The sequence below is a fragment of the Janthinobacterium sp. 75 genome, assembly GCF_004365495.1.
Taxonomy (GTDB): Bacteria; Pseudomonadota; Gammaproteobacteria; order Burkholderiales; family Burkholderiaceae_D; genus Janthinobacterium.
Window position 1 is genome coordinate 2,243,265 of the sequence record NZ_SORD01000001.1, and the last position, 14,072, is coordinate 2,257,336.

Genomic DNA, 14,072 nt, shown 5'->3' on the forward strand with positions numbered 1-14,072 from the left:
AACAAAGTGAACCATGAGCGATAACACGAATGACAAGGTGGACAGCAGCGTGCCAGCCCCCGGCTACGGCGCCCCTGCAGGGAACTGGGAGCGCGACGTGCTGGAGAAGCTGGTATTTGCCACTTTGCAAGAGCAACGCGCGCACCGCCGCTGGAGCATCTTTTTCAAGGTGTTCGGCCTGCTGATCGTGCTGTTCGCCCTGTGGGTGTTTTATGACTACAACACGGCCGACGACAGCGAAACCCTGGGCCGCCACACGGCCCTGATCGACATCAGCGGTGCCATCGAGTCTGAAGGCAGCGGTTCGGCCGCCGTCGTCATTCCTGCGCTGGACAAGGCGTTTTCCGACGCCGGTTCCGTGGCTGTGGTACTGCATATTAATAGTCCGGGCGGCAGTCCCGTACAGGCTGGCATGATCGTCGACGAGATGCAGCGCCTGCGCAAGGGCTATCCGGACAAGCCCTTGTATGTGGTGGTCGATGAAATGTGTGCTTCGGGCGGCTATTACATCGCCGCCGCGGCCGACCGCATCTATGTCAACAAGGCCAGCGTGGTCGGTTCCATCGGCGTGCTGATGGACGGCTTCGGCTTTACGGGCGTGATGGAAAAGGTGGGCGTCGAGCGCCGGTTGCTGACGGCGGGCGAGAACAAGGGTTTCATGGACCCTTTCAGCCCGCTGACGGAAAAACACAAGGCGTATGCGCAAGGCATGCTCAATGAAATCCACCAGCAATTCATCGACGTGGTGCGCACGGGGCGGGGCAAGCGCCTGAAGGAAACGGCTGATACCTTTTCCGGCCTGTACTGGACGGGCGCGAAAGCCGTGGAAATGGGCCTGGCCGACGATTTTGGCACGGTCGACAGCGTGGCGCGCGACGTCGTCAAGGCGGAAGACATCGTCGACTACACGCAGCATGAAGGCTTGCCGGAACGGGTGCTGAAGAAATTTGGCGCCGCCATGGGCGCCGGTGCCATGAAGGCGGCCGTACAGCAGTCACAACCGGCGTTGCGCTGAGGACATGACTCTTGACTGGCTGGCAAGCCAGTCGAGAATGATTTTCAATAAGGTGGTATTTTGGCTTGAAAAACGGGCTGCTTGGGCTATAGTGAAGGCGTAGTTCTTTTCAAGGAGGGGCGATATATCAACTATGTTGTCAGTACTAACTTGATTGGCAGGTCTTGGAACTACTCGCCGCATCGCAGATGTGGTTTTGAGTGAATTTACATTCCTCACTGAAGTCCCGTTGGGGCTTGGGAACGGCGGCGCAATGCCGCCGTTTCCTTTTGTGCGTCGTTCGTACCGGGTGTGCCGGCATCGCGCGATATTTGGTCTGGGTTGGCTGGCAAGGCAGAAGCAAGGTTGGCATGCGGGGGCGGGGCATGGCGGGTTCGATGGCCGTGCGCTCAGGCGGCGCAGCCGTTACAGTGCACAGGCAGGGTTGCTTGCCGGGCCGGCGCCGCTGCGGTGCTGCTGGCGTGGGAGCTGATGTCCGGCGGCGTGTCCGCCATGGCGGGCGTGCTCACGTCCGCATCCGCGTGCGCAAAACCACCCCGTTCCAGCCAGCACATGAAATGGCATTGCGCCTCGGCATGCCAGTGCGTCTGGCTCGCCGGCGATGGGGGCACGTCCGTCTCCTGCTGCGCAGGGGTGTTGCGCCAGCGCGCCACGCCGAGTCTGACCTTGTGCATGGATGCCTGTTCCGCGGCGATGCGCTCGCGCATGTCGGCGATGCTGCCTTGTAAGGCGATGGTATCGGTATGCTTCATACGATGTCCTTGTAAGGGGTGGCGACTGCCACGATTCCTAAAGTTCGTTAGGCGGATTCCTAACGAAGTTTCAGTCTATCAATGCGATATTTCGAGCGCTTGATATTTCTCAAAGGAATTGGCCATTTATATCGAAATCTCACCTTGTGCTTCGCCTTATCTGTGTCTGCGCCACGCTGGCGCGCGCTCCTGCGCCTGGCGCGGGCGGCGCGCGCCGCCGCTTCACGCTGCCAGCCGCTTCTGGTAAAGTCACGCCCATGAGTAAATTATCCCTAGACCGCATCCTGCAATCGCAGGGTTTTGGCACCCGTAAATATTGTCGTTCCCTCATCGAAGATGGCGATGTCGTCATCGATGGCGTCACCCAGACCAATTACCGCACTACCGTCGAGACCGAAGGCCTGGTGCTGCACGTTTTTGAAGAAGAGTGGGTATACCGCGCGCACCTGTACCTGGCGCTGAACAAGCCCGCCAACTTCGAATGCTCGCGCAAACCCAGCCATCATCCTGGTGTGCTGACCCTGTTGCCGGAACAGTTCACCTGGCGCGAAGTGCAGCCCGTCGGCAGGCTAGACCACGATACGACCGGCATGCTGCTGATGTCCGACGATGGCCCATTTATCCATGCGCAATCGTCGCCGAAGCGTCACGTTCCGAAGATTTACCAGGCCACCACGCAAGAGCCGGTGACCGATGAGCTGGTGGCCCTGCTGCTGGCTGGCGTGCAGTTGCACGACGAGCCGGCCCCGCTGGCAGCCCTCGTCTGCGTCAAGCGCGGAGAATTCCAGCTTGAAATCGTGCTCGAGCAAGGCAAGTACCACCAGGTCAAGCGCATGCTGGCCGCCGCCGGCAACCATTGCAGCGCGCTGCACCGTTCCGCGATCGGCAGCCTGACCCTGGAGTCGCTGGGCATCGCCGAAGGCGAATGGTGCTATCTGACCGCAGAACAGCTGACATTGCTGGCCTGAACCTCCTGCTGACCGCCAAAGCCGGGGACTTCCCGGCTTTTTGGCGTCTTTAGTCCCCATTGCCTGCATTTGATGAAGTTTCCCGCACATGAAATTAGCTACCCTGAAGGATGGCACGCGTGACGGCCAGCTGGCTGTCGTCTCGCGCGACCTGAAAACGGCCCATCTGGCCGATGGCATCGCCTCGACCCTGCAAAAGGCGCTCGACGACTGGAGTTTCATCGCGCCCCAGCTGGACCTGCTGTACCAGACCATCAATAGTGGCCGTGGCCATCGGGCCTTCGAGTTCGATCCCGCCAACTGCATGGCGCCCTTGCCGCGCAGCAGTCTGCGTGTGGGCGGCATGTCCTACCTGCAGCAGATCGAGCGTGCCTGCAAGGCGGCAGGCAGCGAGGCGCCTGCCAATCTGCGCGAGGCGCCACGGATGTACCAGGGCGCCAGCGACGATTTCCTCGGTGCCCACGACGACATCACTCTGGCGCACGAGCAGTGGGGCATCGATTACGAGGCCGGCATCGCCGCCATCACGGACGACGTGGCCATGGGTTCCACGCCGGACCAGGCGCACCTGAACATCAAGCTGTTGATGCTGGTCAACGACATTACCCTGCGCAACCTGGCGCCCGACGAGCAGGCCTGCGGCTACGGCTTCCTGCAGGCGAAGCCGGCCATGGCCTGCTCTCCTGTCGCCATCACGCCCGATGAACTGGGCGACGCCTGGCGCGGCGGCAAGGTGCATTACGCCTTGCGTTGCAGCCTGAATGGCAAATTGACGGGCCAGCCCCACGCGGGTGCCGACATGGCCTTTAATTATCCGCAATTGCTGGCCCATCTGTGTCAGACGCGCAACGCGCGTGCCGGCAGCGTGGTGAGTGCGGGCGGCGTGGCCAACAAGGAAGTCAAGAAGGGTTTTTCCAGTATCGTTGAGCGACGTAACCAGGAGATGATCGCCGATGGCGTCGCCAGTACGCCCTATTTGCTGTTCGGTGATGTTGTTCGACTGGAAATGCTGGGTGACGATGGCAAGTCGCTGTTTGGCGCCATCGAGCAGACAGTGAAGCAGGCCGAAGCACGCAAGTCCCGCTAAGGTTTCTGGGGAGCAAAGGAAAAGCAGGGGATTCGCCCCGCTTTTCCCTTGATGGCGTTGTGGTGATTGAACCGATAATGCGTCATGCCCAGTCCGTATTGCGCCTAACCAGGCTGCAGGACTTCACCGGAGTTGATTGATGTCGGAAGACAGCGACGCAGAAAAGACCGAAGCCGCGTCACCGAAGCGCCTCGAGCAGGCGCGTGAGGAAGGCGACGTTCCGCGATCGCGTGAAGTGGCAACGTTTACGGTGCTGATGGCGTCCGGCTGCTGCCTGTGGTTTGCCGGCGACGCCATCGTGCGCCGGCTGACGGCGGTCATGGTCTCCGGTTTGACCCTGGACCGGGAGCAAATCCTCAATCCCGACGCGATGATGTTACGCATCGGCTACGACGTGGGCTCCGTCTTGCTGACCTGCTTGCCGTACGCCGCAGCCATCATGCTCGTCGCCCTGGCCTCGCCCGTGCTGGTGGGCGGCTGGCTGTTCAGTTCCAAGGCATTCACCCCCAATTTTGGCAAGCTCAATCCGATTCGCGGCCTGGGAAATATGTTTTCGAAGAATGCGCTGGTGGAGTTGCTCAAGGCCGTCGCCAAGACCATCGTCGTCGGCGTCGTTGCCTGGATGGTGATGCAGCACCAGAAAGATGCCGTGCTGGGCCTGTCGGTGGAATCGCTGCGCGCCGGTTCGGCCCATCTGATCAGCCTGCTGATCACGGCCTTCTTGCTGATCGTGGGCGCGCTGGGCCTGATCGCCGCCATCGACGGCCCCTACCAGATGTGGCACTACGCTAACAAGATGAAAATGTCCTTGCAGGAAGTCAAGCAAGAGTCGAAGGAGTCGGACGGCAATCCGCAGATCAAGGCGAAGATCCGCCAGATGCAGCATGAAATGTCGCGCCGCCGCATGATGGCCGACGTGCCGACAGCCGACGTGGTGGTGACCAATCCTACCCACTACGCGGTGGCCTTGAAGTATGGCGAGAATTCGCGCGGCGCGCCGCAGGTGGTGGCCAAGGGCATCGACGAGGTGGCGGCGAAGATCCGCGAACTGGCGGGCGAGCACAAGGTTGCCATCCTGGAAGCGCCGGCCCTGGCGCGTGCGCTGTACAAGCACACGGACATCGGCGACGAGATTCCCGAGGCCTTGTATGGCGCCGTGGCCGAAGTGCTGGCGTATGTGTTCCAGCTGCGCAGCTACGGCAGTGGCCACGGCCAGCGCCCCGACAAGCCGAAAAAACTCGACGTGCCGCCCGAGCTCGATCCGCTGGACCCCGCATCGCAGACCAAAGCCGCAGCAGACGCGGCAGACAAGAATAAAGGAAGTACACCATGAACGGCCTGAGATTGCCAGCCTGGCTCAGCGGTATGAGCAGCAACGCCAGCAAGGGCATCGCTGCGCCGGTCATCATCATCATGCTGCTGGCGATGATGGTGCTGCCGCTGCCGGCCTTCATTCTCGACATTTTCTTCAGTTTCAATATCGCGCTGTCCATCATCGTGCTGCTGACGGCGCTGTACACGGTCAAGCCGCTCGACTTCATGGCGTTCCCGACCATTCTGCTGGTGTCGACCATGCTGCGCCTGTCGCTGAACGTGGCGTCCACGCGCGTGGTGCTGACGGAAGGCCACACGGGCGCCGACGCGGCCGGTAAAGTGATTGAAGCGTTCGGCCACTTCCTGATCGGTGGCAACTATACGGTCGGTATCGTGGTGTTCATCATTTTGACCATCATCAACTTTACCGTGGTGACCAAGGGTGCGGGCCGTATCGCCGAGGTGGGTGCCCGCTTCGCGCTGGACGCCATGCCCGGTAAACAGATGGCCATCGATGCCGACCTGAACGCTGGCCTGATCGGCGAAGACGAAGCGCGCCGCCGCCGCACGGAAGTGGCGCAGGAAGCGGAATTCTATGGCGCCATGGACGGTGCCAGCAAATACGTGCGCGGCGACGCCATCGCCGGCATCATGGTCACCGTCATCAATATCGTTGGCGGCCTGCTGGTGGGCTTGCTGCAGCACGACATGGGCTTTGCCGATGCGCTCAAGAATTACACCCTGCTGGCCATCGGTGACGGCCTGGTGGCACAGATTCCTTCGCTGATCATTTCCACGGCAGCCGGTATCGTCGTCTCGCGCGTGGCCAGCGACCAGGACATCGGCACCCAGTTGGTGGGCCAATTGTTTGCGAAACCGCAAGTGCTATATATTACCGCCGGCATCATCGGCGGCATGGGCTTGATTCCCGGCATGCCGAACATGGTCTTCATCCTGCTGGCCTCATTGCTGGCCGGCTCCGCCTATTTGATCAGCAAGAAACGCACGCAGGAAAAGGCGGCGGCCGAGAAGCCGGCCGAAGTGCCGCAAGCGACCGTGGCGCCCGAGCAGGAAGAGGCAAGCTGGCAAGACATCATGCCAGTCGATACCCTGGGCCTGGAAGTGGGCTACCGCTTGATTCCCCTGGTCGACAAGACGCAGGGTGGAGAATTGCTCAAGCGCATCAAAGGCATCCGCAAGAAATTTGCCCAGGAAGTGGGCTTTCTGGCGCCGCCCGTGCATATCCGCGACAACCTGGAATTGAAGCCGTCCGCCTACCGCATCACCCTCAAGGGCGTGGAAGTGGGCGTGGGCGAGGCGTTCAATGGTCAGTTCCTGGCGATCAATCCCGGCATGGCCAGCGGTAGCTTGCCGGGCCTGGCTACCAGCGACCCCGCGTTCGGCTTGCCCGCCACCTGGATCGACGCCAGCTTGCGCGACCAGGCACAATCGATGGGCTACACGGTCGTCGATGCGGGCACCGTGGTGGCCACGCACTTGAATCACCTGATCACCTCGCACGCGTCCGAGCTGCTGGGCCGTGCCGAAGTGCAATCGCTGCTCGATCACCTGGGCAAGGATGCGCCGCGCCTGGTGGAAGACCTGGTGCCGAAGATGCTGTCGCTGTCGACCCTGCAAAAAGTGCTGCAGAACCTGCTGGCCGAGGGTGTGCACATCCGCGACATGCGCACCATCATCGAAACCCTGGCCGAGCATACGGTCAATACGCAAGACCCGAACGATCTGACGGCGCTGGTGCGCGTGTCCCTGGGCCGCGCCATCGTGCAGCAACTGTTCCCCGGCGCCGCCGAACTGTCCGTGATGACCCTCGACAGCCGCCTGGAGCGCCTGCTGATGCAAGCCATGGGCAATGGCGGCGATGGCGCCGGCATCGAGCCGGGCCTGGCCGATACCATCGCCCACCAGGCGGGCCTGGCCGCGCAGCAGCAGGAAGCGCTGGGCCTGACGCCCGTGCTGCTGGTGCCGGCGCCGCTGCGCGCCCTGCTGTCGCGCTTCCTGCGCCGCGCCCTGCCGCAGCTGAAAGTGCTGTCGCATGCGGAAGTGCCGGAAACCAAGACCATTCGCGTCACCAGCCTGGTGGGCGCGCAATAGTTGGCACAGTCAATACCGGGGTCAGACCCTCATACACGTTGCCGATGACCTTGATGTCGGCGGTGTTGGGGGTCTGACCCCAGGCGACGGCCCCTTTGCCTCTTTTTGCTTATTTTTTCATCAATTTCCTGCTGGCAAACTGAATAACGGGTACTTTCCCGTCCTGTTCCTTCGATCATTTCCTCCAAGCATCGCTAATAATGGAAACTGTCCGGGTGATCTGTGTCCATGTGGAAGACAGCACTCAAGCAACAGGAGTCCATGATGGTCACACAGTTCAGCCAATTTTGCGCCACCCCCGCCCTGGGAGGCCGGTCATGAATGTGAAGAAATTTACGGGCGCCTCGTCGCGCGATGCGCTGCGCAAGGTGCGCGAAGCGCTGGGCCCCGATGCCGTGATCTTGTCGAACCGCCAGGCCGATGGCGTGGTGGAAATCCTCGCGCTGGCCAATGACGATGCCGCTTCGCTGGCCTCGCCGCCGGCCGCGTCCGAAATGTCCCAGCCCCGTCCCCAGTTGCAGACCCAGTTCGCCACGCCGCAGCGTCCGGCCGCCCCGGCCCAGCGCCCGGCTGCGCCGCGTCCTGCCGCGCCGCGCCAGGCAGCCGGCGAGCCAGTGGACATGGCCCGCATGCAGCAGATGATGGCCAGCGCACTGGCGCACGTCAAAGAGAACGCCGCCGCCGAGATGAGCGGCATGATGAATGAAATCCGCGCCATGCGCGGCATGATGGAAACCCAGCTGGCGGAAATCTCGTGGGGCTCGACGCAGCAGCGCGAGCCGCAAAAAGCCGTGGTGCTGCGCGAAATGCTGGCAGCAGGTTTTTCGGCCAGCCTGGCGCGCTACCTGATCGACAAGCTGCCCGCCGGCCTCGATGGCGCGCAAAGCATGCGCTGGATCAAGACCGTCCTGAGCCGTAACCTGAATACGGTGGCCAATGAAGACGCCATGCTGGAGCAGGGCGGCGTGTTTGCCCTGGTAGGCCCGACCGGTGTCGGCAAGACCACCAGCACGGCCAAGCTGGCGGCCCGCTGCGTGATGCGCCACGGCCCGGAAAAGCTGGCCCTGATCACCACGGACGCCTACCGTATCGGCGCGCACGAACAGCTGCGCATCTACGGCAAGATCCTCGGCGTGATGGTGCATTCGGTGAAGGATGAAGCGGACTTGCGCATCGCCCTGAAGGAATTGAAGAACAAGCACACGGTGCTGATCGATACGGTGGGCGTGAGCCAGCGCGACCAGATGGTCACGGAACAGGTGGCCATGCTGTCGGGCGCCGGCGCCGACGTGAAACGTTTGCTGTGCCTGAACTCCACCGCGACGCAGGAAACGTTGAACGAGGTGGTGCGCGCCTACCAGGGCAGCGGCCTGGCCGGCTGCATCATGACCAAGCTCGATGAAGCGGCCTCGATCGGCAATGTGCTCGACGTGGTGATCCGCCAGAAACTGAACCTGTTTTATGTGTCGAACGGCCAGCGCGTGCCGGAAGACCTGTACCTGGCCGACCGCGGCTATCTGATCGACCGCGCCTTCAAGCTCAAGCGCGATGCGGCGGCGACGCAGTTTTCCGATGCCGAACTGCCGCTGCTGATGGCGCAGGCAGCTGCCCGCAACAATGAAGCGCGCGGGGTGCGCCTTGGCTAATTTCGATTTCGACCAGGCCGAAGGCTTGCGTCGCATGCTGGCCGGCCCGCAGCCGCGGGTGATGACTTTTCTCTCTGCCACGCCGCAGGACGACAAGGGTGCCATGCTGGTCAACCTGGGCGCCTCGCTGGTCTACGGCGGCAATGACGTGCTGCTGCTCGACGCCAGCGGCGGCAGCGATGGCGTCGCTGCGCGCCTGGGACTGGCGCACGGCGCCAGCCTGCGCGACGTGGCGCGCCAGCAGTGCGCCTTGAACCAGGTCATCCACCAGGTGCCGCAAGGCTTCGGCGTAGCCAGCCTGGGTGCGCGCAACCACCTGATGGACAGCATGGACTATGCGGGCGAGGAAGAACTGCGCCGCCTGGGCAAGACCTTCGAGGTGATGGCGCGCCAGAGCGGCATCGTGCTGGTCGACGGCGTCATGGCCGACGAGGGCGATTGCTTTCCCGTGCCGCTGATGGCCTCGTCCGATATCGTGGTGCAAGTGTCGACCAGCGCCACTTCGATCAAGGCGGCATACTGCCTGATCAAGCGCCTGAGCCAGGAACTGGGACGCCGTCCGTTTGGCATTCTGGTCACCGGCGCTTCCGAATCCGAGGCAAAAGTGGTATACGATAATATGGCGCAGGCGGCGAGCCGTTACCTGGCCGTGAAACTGACCTCGATGGGGTCGGTGCCTGCCGATGAGTATCTGCACCGCGCGGCGCGTCTGGGCCGCAGCGTGGTCGATGCCTTTCCGCTGGCGGGAGCTTCGGTGGCGTTTCGCGGACTGGCCGAGCGGCTGGCCCGTTCGGCGGCGCCGGTGCTCGGTGGCACCTTGTACCAGACGGGGAGCCCGCACCAGTTCAGCGTCTGAATCCATCATCAGCACACGATAGCAGTTAAAACAATAAGCAGCCTATGTACACGGTCAAAGGGAAATCGAACAAGGACTATTTGCTGACGGAGCACATTCCGCTGGTGAAGCGTCTGGCGCACCATATGAAGGCGAAATTGCCGCCTTCGGTCGAGGTCGATGACCTGATCCAGGCCGGCATGATCGGCCTGCTCGACGCCATCAGCCGCTATGAAGAGACGCATGGCGCGCAGTTCGAGACGTATGCCGTGCTGCGCATCCGCGGCGCCATGCTCGACGAATTGCGCACCAGCGACTGGTTGCCGCGCAGCATGCGCCAGAACATGCGCAAGATCGAAGAGGCGATGAGCATCCTGCAGCAGCGCCTGGGACACCCGCCGACGGAGTCGGAAGTGGCGAAATTGCTGAAAATGTCGCTGGCCGATTACCAGGAAATGCTGGGTGACGGCGGCGGCCACCAGTTGCTGTACTACGAAGACTTTCATGACCCGGACGGCAATGACAGCTTTCTCGACCGCCATTGCGTGGACGAGGACAGCGACCCCTTGCGGTCCCTGCTCGATACCGATTTCCGGCAATCCGTGATCGATGCCATCGACGCGCTGCCGCCACGCGAGAAAATGCTCATGGGCCTGTACTACGAAGAAGAGCTGAACCTGAAGGAGATCGGCGCGGTGATGGGCGTGTCCGAGTCGCGTGTCTCGCAGCTGCATACCCAGGCCGTCGCACGCCTGCGGGCAACCTTGAGGGAGCTGGCGTGGACTGGTCCAGCGTAATCGGGCTGGCGCTGGCGCTGGCGGGCCTCCTGGTCGGCCAGGCACTGGAAGGCGGCAAGATGGCCTCCCTGCTGCAGCCGGCCGCCTTTGCCATCGTCATCGTCGGCACCTTCGGCGCCGTGCTGCTGCAAACGCGGCTGCGTACTTTCGTGCGCGGCCTGGAAATGCTGCGCTGGGTGTTTTTGCCGCCGGCCGATACGCGCGCCGCGCTGGCGCGCGACATCGGGCAATGGAGCTTGACGGCGCGCCGCGACGGCCCGCTGGCGCTCGAGCGCCTGATGGAAAACACGGCCGACCGCTTCAACGCCAAGGGTTTGCGCATGATCGTCGACGGCATCGCCCCCGACAAGCTGCGCCAGCTGCTCGACGTGGAGATCTCTGCCTACGAAATGGCCGAGCGCCAGGCCGTCAAGGTGTGGGAGTCGGCGGCCGGCTATTCGCCCACCATCGGTATTCTGGGCGCCGTGCTGGGCTTGATCCATGTCATGGAAAACCTCACCGACCCGAGTAAATTGGGCAGCGGCATCGCCGTGGCGTTTGTGTCGACCATCTACGGCGTGGGCCTGGCCAATCTGCTGTTCTTGCCGGTGGCCAATAAACTCAAGGCCATCGTCTCGCGCCGGGTGCTGCAGTATGAAATCACGGCCGCCGTGCTGTACGACATCGCCACGGGCGACCACACGCGCATCATCGAAGAGCGCGTGGCCAGCCTGCTGCACGAGCACTGACCATGATGCGGCGCGCGCGCAGGAAGTATGACGAGGAACCGGACAACCAGGACCGCTGGCTGATCTCGTACGCCGACTTCATCACTTTGTTGTTCGCCTTTTTCGTCGTCATGTATGCGATTTCGCAAGTCAACGAAGGTAAGTACCGCGTCTTCCAGAATGCCATCGGCCAGGCTTTCAGCCTGGAAAAGGGCGCGCCGCCCATCATCATGGAAGCACCGCAAGCCATTGCGCTGCCGAATCCCGCCCTGAAACGCCGCACTGAAGCCCTCCGCCGCGAGCGCGAACACATGACGCGCCTGGCGCAGGATCTCACGTCCACCCTGGCGCCGCTGGTCAAGGAAGGCAAGGTCAGGGTCACGCAGACGAGCCGCGGCGTGAGCGTGGAAATCAATGCCAGTGTGCTGTTCGACCCGGGTGCCGCAGGGCTGACGGCCGAGTCGGACCAGGCCTTGCGCGCCGTGGCCGTGCTGCTCAAGGATGACACGCACGACGTGCAGGTGGAAGGGCATACGGATGTGCAGCCGATCAGCAATTCGACCTTTGCCTCGAACTGGGAATTGTCGGCCGCGCGCGCCAGCGCCGTGGTTCGCCTGTTCATCGCCAGCGGCGTGCAAGCGTCGCGCCTGACGGCCGTGGGACATGCCGATAATATCCCCGTGGCGCCGAATGCCACGCCGGAAGGGCGCGCGCGCAACCGCAGGGTCGCCGTGACGATTTTGTCGGGCATCCCCGAGACCGTGACGGAAGTGCCGACGTCGCCCGTCGCACCTGCTCCGGCGCCGGCCAACTGACCCTCGCCGCTTGGTACAATCGCTGCCTTCTTCCTTTTTAGCTATCCATCATGAAAAGCAGCTCCCTGGGCGGTCTAGTGTATTCCACCGAAACGGGCCGCATGTGCCCAGCCTGCCGCCAGCCGCTGGCGCAATGCGCGTGCAAGGCGCAGGCCAAGGCGGCGCCTGCGGGCGATGGCGTGGTGCGCGTGTCGCGCCAGACCAAGGGCCGTGGCGGCAAGAGCGTCACCGTGGTGAAAGGCTTGGCGCTGGACGCCATCGCCCTGGCGCTGCTGGGCAAGCAGCTGCGCACGCAGTGCGGCTCGGGCGGCACCGTCAAGGATGGCGTGATCGAAGTGCAGGGCGACCATGTCGAGACGGTGATGGCCGCGCTGGCCAAGCTGGGCCACCAGGCGAAAAAGGCCGGCGGCTGAGAGTGTGGAGGCGTGCGGCCCGCCGCAGCACGCCTGTGGTAACGTGCGTTTCCCATCCACGCGCGCCACCTCATCATGATTAGCAAGCTGACCGGCATCGCCACTGCCGCTGCCATCGCGGCAGTGCTGGCGCTCGTGTACTGGCCCGCGCCCGACGGCGGCGCGCCGCAATCTGTGGCCATCGCTGCTGCCAGCGCACCACCGGGGCGCAGCCTGGCATCGTATTTGAATATCGATGCCAGCCCCGTCGCCGATGCCGCGCCCGTTGTCGTGTCCCTGGCGCAGCGGCTCGAACGCCTGGCTGCCAGCGGCAGGGCGGAAGACGCGTATGCGGCCTTCAACCTGATCGACGACTGCATTGTTTTCCAGCGCGAAAGCCGCTTGCCGGGGCTGGAATTCGAGCTGGGACGCGAGATGACGGCGGAAGAAAAAGCCGCCCAGCAGCAGCTGTGCGGGGGCCTGACGCAACGCCAGCGCGAGGACCGCCTGGCCTACCTGGCGACCGCCGCCAAGGCGGGTGTGCCGGGCGCTGCCACCCTGTTCCTGTGGGAAGGGCCGTTCGGCGACCGCAGCGCGCTGCGCAACCGTCCTGACGATCCGCTGGTGCAGGCATGGAAGCGGCAAGCCATTGCCCAGCTGACGGCGCAGGCGGATGACGCTGAACTGAGCAGCGTGGCTACCCTGATGATGGCCTACCTGCGCGATGGCGAGGTGGTGCAGAAGGATGCCCCGCAAGCGTATGGCTACCTGCTGGCCCTGCGCATGGTGTACGACGACATCCTGGCGCCCGGCACCACCAATCCGTATCAGGATGAATACTGGCACTGGCTGCAAAACGAGCTGACGCCGGCGCAGCAGGCCGCCGCGGCAGCGAAGGGACAAGCCATCGCGGCGAAATTTCGCCAGCATACGGGGCGTGCCGCGCATGGCTGAGGCGTGGAGAGCATGCATGTTTTGCAATAATTAGCCTTGTTTGACGCCATGCCGCCGCGCTATGATGGCCGCACGCCTGCCTGAGGGGCGGATGCGCCATGAGGAGACATGCACGGATGCTGAAAGCGAGGAATTTTCCGCTGCCGCAGTTGGCTGCCAGCCTGGCCGCCTTGCGGGTGCGCATGGCAGCGCACCCCATGCGGGGCGCTTTGATGTTGGGGGTGACCGTGGGCGCCATCAACTTTCTCATCTTCGTACCGTTGGCACTGGCTGCCGTGGCCCTGTTCACCTCGCAGCAACTGGGTGGTACCGCTGCGGCGTCCCTGAAAGACGCCAGCACGGCGACGATACTCTGGATAGCCGTCGTTTGGGCGCCGTTGTTCGAGACGCTCATCGGGCAGTGGCTGCCGCTGGAGATATTACGCCGTTACAAGGTGCGCACTGCGGTCAGCCTGCTGGCCAGCGCGGCACTTTTTTCCCTGCTCCATGTCGTGAACGGTGCCGGGATCTTGCACGCGGCCATCACTTTTATTGGCGGATGCACGTTCGCAGCCAGCTACCTGACGGCGCGCAGCATGGGCCCGGCGCCCGCGTATGTGGCGGCCGCCGCGGCGCATGCTTGCAGCAATGGTTTATTGCTGTGCTTGTCGCTGCTGTTTCCGGGTTTGGCGTCGTGAG

General features: G+C 63.2%; 14 protein-coding genes. 13 read left to right on the forward strand and 1 reads right to left on the reverse strand.

Features of this window, described 5'->3' with window-relative positions; translation table 11 throughout:
- The first annotated feature begins 13 nt into the window (after positions 1-13).
- Entirely contained in the window at positions 14-1,015 is a 1,002-nt protein-coding gene (locus C8C89_RS10205) for a S49 family peptidase (RefSeq protein WP_101482421.1), read from the forward strand.
- 389 nt (positions 1,016-1,404) lie between these two features.
- Here the strand turns inward: C8C89_RS10205 and C8C89_RS10210 are convergent, their stop codons facing one another.
- Positions 1,405-1,767 carry a hypothetical protein gene (locus C8C89_RS10210; protein WP_133989769.1) on the reverse strand — a complete coding sequence of 121 codons (363 nt, stop codon included), beginning with the start codon at positions 1,765-1,767 and terminating at the stop codon, positions 1,405-1,407.
- A gap of 257 nt (positions 1,768-2,024) precedes the next feature.
- On the opposite strand from C8C89_RS10210, the gene C8C89_RS10215 reads away from it, so the two are divergent.
- From C8C89_RS10215 to C8C89_RS10270, 12 genes are all read left to right on the forward strand, one after another.
- On the forward strand, positions 2,025-2,735 hold the full coding sequence (locus tag C8C89_RS10215; RefSeq protein ID WP_101484689.1) for a 16S rRNA pseudouridine(516) synthase: 711 nt from the start codon (positions 2,025-2,027) through the stop codon (positions 2,733-2,735).
- Positions 2,736-2,823: 88 nt separating this feature from the next.
- On the forward strand, positions 2,824-3,822 hold the full coding sequence (locus C8C89_RS10220) for a fumarylacetoacetate hydrolase family protein (RefSeq protein ID WP_101482419.1): 999 nt from the start codon (positions 2,824-2,826) through the stop codon (positions 3,820-3,822).
- 139 nt (positions 3,823-3,961) lie between these two features.
- Positions 3,962-5,155: a flagellar biosynthesis protein FlhB gene (gene flhB / locus C8C89_RS10225; protein ID WP_101482418.1), complete on the forward strand. Its 1,194-nt coding sequence runs from the start codon at positions 3,962-3,964 to the stop codon at positions 5,153-5,155.
- Positions 5,152-7,248, forward strand: coding sequence for a flagellar biosynthesis protein FlhA (flhA, locus tag C8C89_RS10230; protein ID WP_133989771.1), 2,097 nt, complete (start codon positions 5,152-5,154; stop codon positions 7,246-7,248). The genes flhB and flhA overlap by 4 nt, the downstream gene beginning before the upstream one ends.
- A 317-nt stretch (positions 7,249-7,565) precedes the next feature.
- A complete protein-coding gene (gene flhF, locus C8C89_RS10235; protein WP_099762516.1) occupies positions 7,566-8,894 on the forward strand; it encodes a flagellar biosynthesis protein FlhF in 1,329 nt (442 codons plus the stop codon).
- Positions 8,887-9,750, forward strand: coding sequence for an antiactivator of flagellar biosynthesis FleN protein (locus C8C89_RS10240; RefSeq protein WP_101484688.1), 864 nt, complete (start codon positions 8,887-8,889; stop codon positions 9,748-9,750). Before flhF ends, C8C89_RS10240 begins: the two co-directional genes overlap by 8 nt.
- A gap of 44 nt (positions 9,751-9,794) precedes the next feature.
- Positions 9,795-10,526, forward strand: coding sequence for an RNA polymerase sigma factor FliA (locus C8C89_RS10245; protein WP_133989773.1), 732 nt, complete (start codon positions 9,795-9,797; stop codon positions 10,524-10,526).
- Positions 10,508-11,254 (forward strand): flagellar motor protein, encoded by a 747-nt coding sequence (locus C8C89_RS10250; protein ID WP_133989775.1) that lies wholly within the window; start codon positions 10,508-10,510, stop codon positions 11,252-11,254. The genes C8C89_RS10245 and C8C89_RS10250 overlap by 19 nt, the downstream gene beginning before the upstream one ends.
- Positions 11,255-11,259: 5 nt before the next feature.
- Positions 11,260-12,048, forward strand: coding sequence for a flagellar motor protein MotD (gene motD / locus C8C89_RS10255; RefSeq protein ID WP_133993276.1), 789 nt, complete (start codon positions 11,260-11,262; stop codon positions 12,046-12,048).
- Positions 12,049-12,098: 50 nt separating this feature from the next.
- Entirely contained in the window at positions 12,099-12,461 is a 363-nt protein-coding gene (locus C8C89_RS10260; protein WP_101482415.1) for a translation initiation factor Sui1, read from the forward strand.
- Positions 12,462-12,536: 75 nt separating this feature from the next.
- Positions 12,537-13,394, forward strand: coding sequence for a hypothetical protein (locus C8C89_RS10265; RefSeq protein ID WP_133989777.1), 858 nt, complete (start codon positions 12,537-12,539; stop codon positions 13,392-13,394).
- 98 nt (positions 13,395-13,492) lie between these two features.
- On the forward strand, positions 13,493-14,071 hold the full coding sequence (locus C8C89_RS10270) for a CPBP family glutamic-type intramembrane protease (RefSeq protein ID WP_133989779.1): 579 nt from the start codon (positions 13,493-13,495) through the stop codon (positions 14,069-14,071).
- Position 14,072: the final 1 nt, after the last annotated feature.